Origin of the sequence: Sphingomonas sp. 66-10 (genome assembly GCF_001897045.1) — a bacterium.
Lineage (GTDB): Bacteria > Pseudomonadota > Alphaproteobacteria > Sphingomonadales > Sphingomonadaceae > Sphingomonas > Sphingomonas lycopersici.
In genome coordinates this window covers 30582-35808 of the sequence record NZ_MKRR01000149.1, presented here as the reverse complement: position 1 = coordinate 35808, position 5227 = coordinate 30582, and the positions used below count along the sequence as shown (strand labels likewise).

The window sequence follows — 5227 nt, the reverse complement described above, 5'->3', positions numbered from 1 at the left end:
CCCCGGCGGACACCGACGCCAAGGCGAGCGAAACCGCCGAGATCGTCGTCACCGGATCGCAGGTGGCGCGCGCCGGCTTCGTCTCGCCGACCCCGCTCACCTCGGTCAACACCGACGACATTTTGCGCGTCGGCGCGGTCAATGTCGCGGATGCGCTCAACCAGCTGCCGTCGATGAAGCCCAGCGTCACGCCGTCCTCGGTCAGCAACCTGTCGAAGCTCGCCGGCGGCAATTACATGGATCTGCGCGGGCTCGGCTATCTCCGCACGCTGACGCTGATCGATGGCAAGCGCTATGTGCCGACGACGCCGGAAGGCGTGATCAACACCAATCTGATCCCGCAGGCGCTGATTGGCGGGGTCGAGGTGGTGACCGGTGGCGCCTCCGCCGCTTATGGCTCCGACGCGGTGGCCGGGGTGGTCAATTTCAAGATCGACAACAAGTTCAACGGCGTGCGCGGCAGCCTGCAAGGCGGCATCACCGATCATAATGACAATCGCAATTATCTCGCCTCGCTGGCATTCGGCACGAAATTCGCGGGTGATCGCGGGCATTTGCTGGTCGGGCTCGAGGCGGCCGAGAACAGCGGCATCGGGGATGGCAATCGGCGCAAATGGGCCGGCAATCGCTCGATCATCGTCAATCCCGCCAACGCAACCGATCCGAGCCAGCCGTATCTCGTCCATGTGAACGATGCCCGCGCGTCCTACGCGGCGCCCGGCGGGGTGATCAATTCGGGGGTGCTCAAGGGTATCCAGTTCGGCCCGAACGGCACGACGATGCCCTTCCGCTACGGCAACTATCTGACGCAAGACAATACGATGGACGGCGGCGATGGCGATCCGCTCGCCTCGCCTTATGTGCTGGTCGCGCCGACCAAGCGGTGGAGCGCCTATGCCGGCGCCACTTATGAGATCACGCCATCGATCACCGCTTATGCCAATTTCACTTACGCGACATCGCGCCTCAACGAACGGTCGATTCCGTCCGACGATGTTTTCACGATCCACGCTGACAACGCCTATCTGCCCGCCTCGCTGCGCAGCGCGCTGGCCGCTGCAGGCGAAACCAGCTTCGCCTTCGGTCGCAGCCTTGAGGATTATGGCGTCGGCGCGATCAAGCAGAAGGCGACCACCTGGCAAGGCGTGACCGGGCTGCGCGGCGGCCTCGGCGGCTCGTGGACGTTCGATGCGTCGGTCGCGTTCGGCAAGACCCACTCGGTCACCTTGTTCACCAATGACGTCATCAAGTCGCGGCGGCTGCTCGCGCTGGATGCGGTGATCAATCCGGCGACCGGCGGGATCGTCTGCCGTTCGACGCTGACCGATCCGACCAACGGCTGTATGCCGCTCAACCTGTTCGGCGTCGGTTCGGCGTCGCAACAGGCGATCGATTACATCACCGGTACCTCGGTCCGCGACTGGCGCCAGTCGCAGCAGGTCGTGGATCTCGTCATCCGCGGCGAACCCTTCTCCACCTGGGCCGGCCCGGTTTCGATCGCTTTCGGCGGCCAGTATCGCAACCTCAATGTCGATGTGACCTCGGATCCGATTTCGGCGACGCCGAACGTCAGCCTGTTCCGCGTCGGCAATGTGAAGCCCTATTCGGCGCGCGAGGCGGTGAAGGAAGGGTTCGTCGAGGCGGTGATCCCGCTGGCTCAGGACGCGAGCTGGGCCAAGAACCTCGACGTCGATCTCGGCGGTCGTATCACCGATTATCGCACCTCGGGCACGGTCGAAACGTGGAAGGTCGGCGTCAACTACGCGGTCAACAGCAGCATCCGCTTCCGCGCCACGCGGTCACGCGATATCCGCGCGCCCAACATCAACGAATTGTTCGCAGCCGGCCAGACCCTGCTCGGCGGGGTGACCGATAGCAAGACCAACGCGACCTATAATGTCAGCCAGACGACCGGCGGCAATCCCTATCTGAAGCCCGAGAAGGCCAATACATTCACCGCGGGCGTCGTGCTGACCCCGTCGTTCGCGCCGCGTCTCAGCATCTCGATCGATTATTACGATATCAAGGTGAAGGGCGCGATCGCCTCGCTCACCGCCCAGACGATCGTCAATCGCTGCAATTCGGGCGACGCGCCGAGCTGCCTGCTGGTGCGGCGCGGTGATGACGGCCGGATCAACAACATCCTGCTCGCCCCGGTCAACTTCCAGCAGATCATCACCAACGGGGTCGATGTGGAGGCGAATTATCGCGTGCCGATCGGCGCAGGCGTGCTCGATCTGCGTGGGCTCGTCAGTTACGTCAACAAGCTCGATCTGACCGGGCAGGACAATGATGTCACGCACTTCGCGGGCAACACCGACCAGCCGGTGCTCGACGGGCCGGGCGGGACGCCGCATTGGAAGGGCAGCGCGACGGCAAGCTATGCGACCGACAATTATCGTTTCGGGGTGACGGGGCGCTATATCGGCGGCGGGGTCATCACGCGCGACGATTTTACGCTCGACTGGAACCATGTGAACGGTCGCGTCTACGTCGATCTGTCGGGCGAGTTGACCGTGTTCAAGACGTCGAACGGCGGCAAGATCGCGCTGTTTGGGGTGATCCTCAACGCGTTCGACAACGACCCGCCATTTACCGGCTATCAATTTCAGACCGCGCGCCAGCTTTATGACGTGATCGGCCGCCAATATACCGCGGGGGTGCGCTTCAACTTCTGAAGCAAGCGCGGCGATCGCGCCCGAGCCGGCCTATCCGTGTGACGGATGGGCCGGCACTGGCCGCCGGGCGACCGCATCCACCTCGATCCGATAGCCGTAATGTAGCGGGCCCACCGGGACGATTGCGCGGGCGGGGCAATTGTCGCCGAAGAATTCCGCGATATCGCGCATCACCATCCTCCGAAGCGGGGCCAGACATGCATGATTGCGCCTCGCGCCTCGTCTGTCACCTGATCGGCATCATTCCGCCTTGGAGCGGAACACCACCAATAGCCCGACGACGATCAGCCCGAGCCCGGCGATCATCAGCGCTGACATCGGATTGCCGAGGATCGCCCAGTCCATCGCCGCGGTGACCCCGGGAACGAGGTAGAACAGGCTGGTGACGTTGACGAGATTGCCGCGCGCGATCAGCCGGTAGAGCAGAAAGGTCGTGCCGACCGAAATGACCAGGCCGAGCCACAGCGCGGGCAGCACGAAGCCCCAATCCCATGACGCGCGGAATTCACCGAGCGGCGATGCCGCGCAGGCGAAGGCGAGCCCGACCGCGGATTGCATCGGCAGCACCACCCACGGTGCCTGCTTCTCGCGCTTCTGGAGGATCGATCCCGCGGTGATGCCGAACAGCGACAGCGCGGCGAAGGCCAGCCCGATCATGTCGAAGCGCATCGACGCCAGCCCGTCCGATACGACCAGCGCCAGCCCGCCGAGCGCGCAGCCGAGCCCGATCAGCCGCGGCGCGGTTGCGCGGCGCTCGGTCAGAAACACGGTCAGGATCGGCTGCACCCCGAGCAGGGTGGCGAGCGCCCCCGGCGTGACGCCGTTATCGAGCGCGAGCAGATAGCAGGTGGAATAGAGCCCGGCGATCGAGAAGCCGATCAGCAGATTGCGCCGCCGCGTGCCCGGCGCGGGCAACAAGCTGCCGTTCGCCGCCGCGAACCCGAGCAGCACGGTGAAGGCGATGATATAGCGGAAAATCAGAAGCGCGAAGGGCGAACCGTGGCGGAGCCCGATTTCGGAGACGATCGCGCCGCTGCTCCACAAGAGAACGAACGCGCTGGTCGGCACGAGCGCCGCTGCGTGACGATTGAACATGAATTTTCACCTGAAAGAACGTCGTGATGCCCGCGTCATGCGCGGGACGGCGTGCCGGGGGTCAGTCGGCGCGGTTCGGTTTCGGCGGGGGCGGTGCCCCGACGCGGCCGATGGCCACGATCGGATCAGGAGGAGCAAGCGACGAGGCAGGCGCAACCGGGCCGGCGATCGATGCGTCAACGGATCGAGGCGGGTGCGCGAACATCGCGAGGAGCGTAGGCGGATCGGCCCGCGCGCGCAAGATTGCCGGCAGCGCGATCGATCCGTTGCCTGTCGCCGATCGGTGCTTCCGGGAAGCGTCGCCGACGCCTATCATGCCGCGGTCTTCATCAACCTGGCCGAGAGTCCGTGGACCGTCGCCGTTGCCTTCATGAGACGATCCACGACGACGGGGTCAATGCCTGGACGATGGCGCGCATCGCGCCGCCGGCCGATCTTTCCGGGCTGATCCACGGCTATAGCGATTATCGGGAGCGCACCGCGGGGTTCACGACGCGCCGCGAACTGCCCCACGCCGAGGGGGTGTTCATCGTCAACCTCGGCGAGCCGATCTCGATCACCGGCGGCAATGGCGAAAGGCTGACGCTCAACGCGGGCGAGGCCTTTGTCGCCGGCGCGCATCTGCGCCCTGCTCTGTCGCATTCGGCCGGGTCGCAGGCGGGGATCCACGTCTTTCTGCCGCTCGCCACGCTTCGTCTTCTGCTCGGGATGCCGATGCACGAAATCGCCGATCGGGTCGTTCCGCTCGACGCGATTCTCGGCCGCGCCGCGCGCGAACTGGGCGACGCGCTGGCAGCGGCGGATGGCCGCGATCACCGCATCGACCTGTTGGACGAGGCGCTGCGCCGGCGCCTGCACGGGATCGAGCCGCCCAACGGGCAGCAGCATCACGCGCTCCGCCTACTGCGTGCGCGGCCCGATCTCGACATTTCGGCGATTGCCACGGAAATCGGGTGGAGCCGCAAGCATATGGCCGATCGGGTGCGCGATGCGATCGGCGTCGGGCCGCGCGCGTTCCGCCGGCTGCTGCGCTTCCAGACGCTGACCGGGCTGATCGCGCAAGAGGCGGATCGACCCGATTGGGCGGGGCTCGCCGCCGAGGCCGGTTATTTCGATCAATCGCATATGATCAGGGAGTTTCGCGAGTTCAGCGGGCTTTCGCCGACCGCCTATCTCGCGCGTTCCTTGCCCGAAGGCGGCGGGCTCGTCGAAGCCTGAGGTGCGTTTCGTCCAATCCGATGCCAGGCGCCTTGTCTATCCGGGGATCGGACAACAGCGAGGCCCATCATGCGACATGAGATCATCCCCAATCTGCGCTACACCGATGCGCCGCGCGCGATCGACTTTCTGTGCACCGCCTTCGGGTTCGAGCGGCGGGCGGTTTACTTGAGCGAGACCGACCCTGCGATCGTCCAGCACGCGCAGCTTATCTGGGCCGATCGCATGTTGATGAT

Annotated in this window: 3 protein-coding genes and 1 pseudogene; 3 read left to right on the top strand and 1 reads right to left on the bottom strand. The window is 65.3% G+C overall.

All coding sequences use genetic code 11. The features are described 5' to 3' along the window. A pseudogene (locus BGN95_RS22390) lies at positions 1 to 2678 on the top strand (TonB-dependent receptor plug domain-containing protein); the annotation flags it as partial. Between the two features lie 240 nt (positions 2679 to 2918). Here the strand turns inward: BGN95_RS22390 and BGN95_RS22385 are convergent. Next, positions 2919 to 3773 (bottom strand): DMT family transporter, encoded by an 855-nt coding sequence (locus tag BGN95_RS22385; RefSeq protein ID WP_286774048.1) that lies wholly within the window; start codon positions 3771 to 3773, stop codon positions 2919 to 2921. A 348-nt stretch (positions 3774 to 4121) separates the two neighbouring features. Between BGN95_RS22385 and BGN95_RS22380 the strand changes: the two genes are divergently transcribed. Both BGN95_RS22380 and BGN95_RS27275 read left to right on the top strand, forming a co-directional pair. Continuing rightward, entirely contained in the window at positions 4122 to 4991 is an 870-nt protein-coding gene (locus BGN95_RS22380) for an AraC family transcriptional regulator (protein WP_286774047.1), read from the top strand. A 69-nt stretch (positions 4992 to 5060) separates the two neighbouring features. Next, the coding region (locus tag BGN95_RS27275) for a VOC family protein (RefSeq protein WP_502688337.1) at positions 5061 to 5227 on the top strand (167 nt) is incomplete at its 3' end.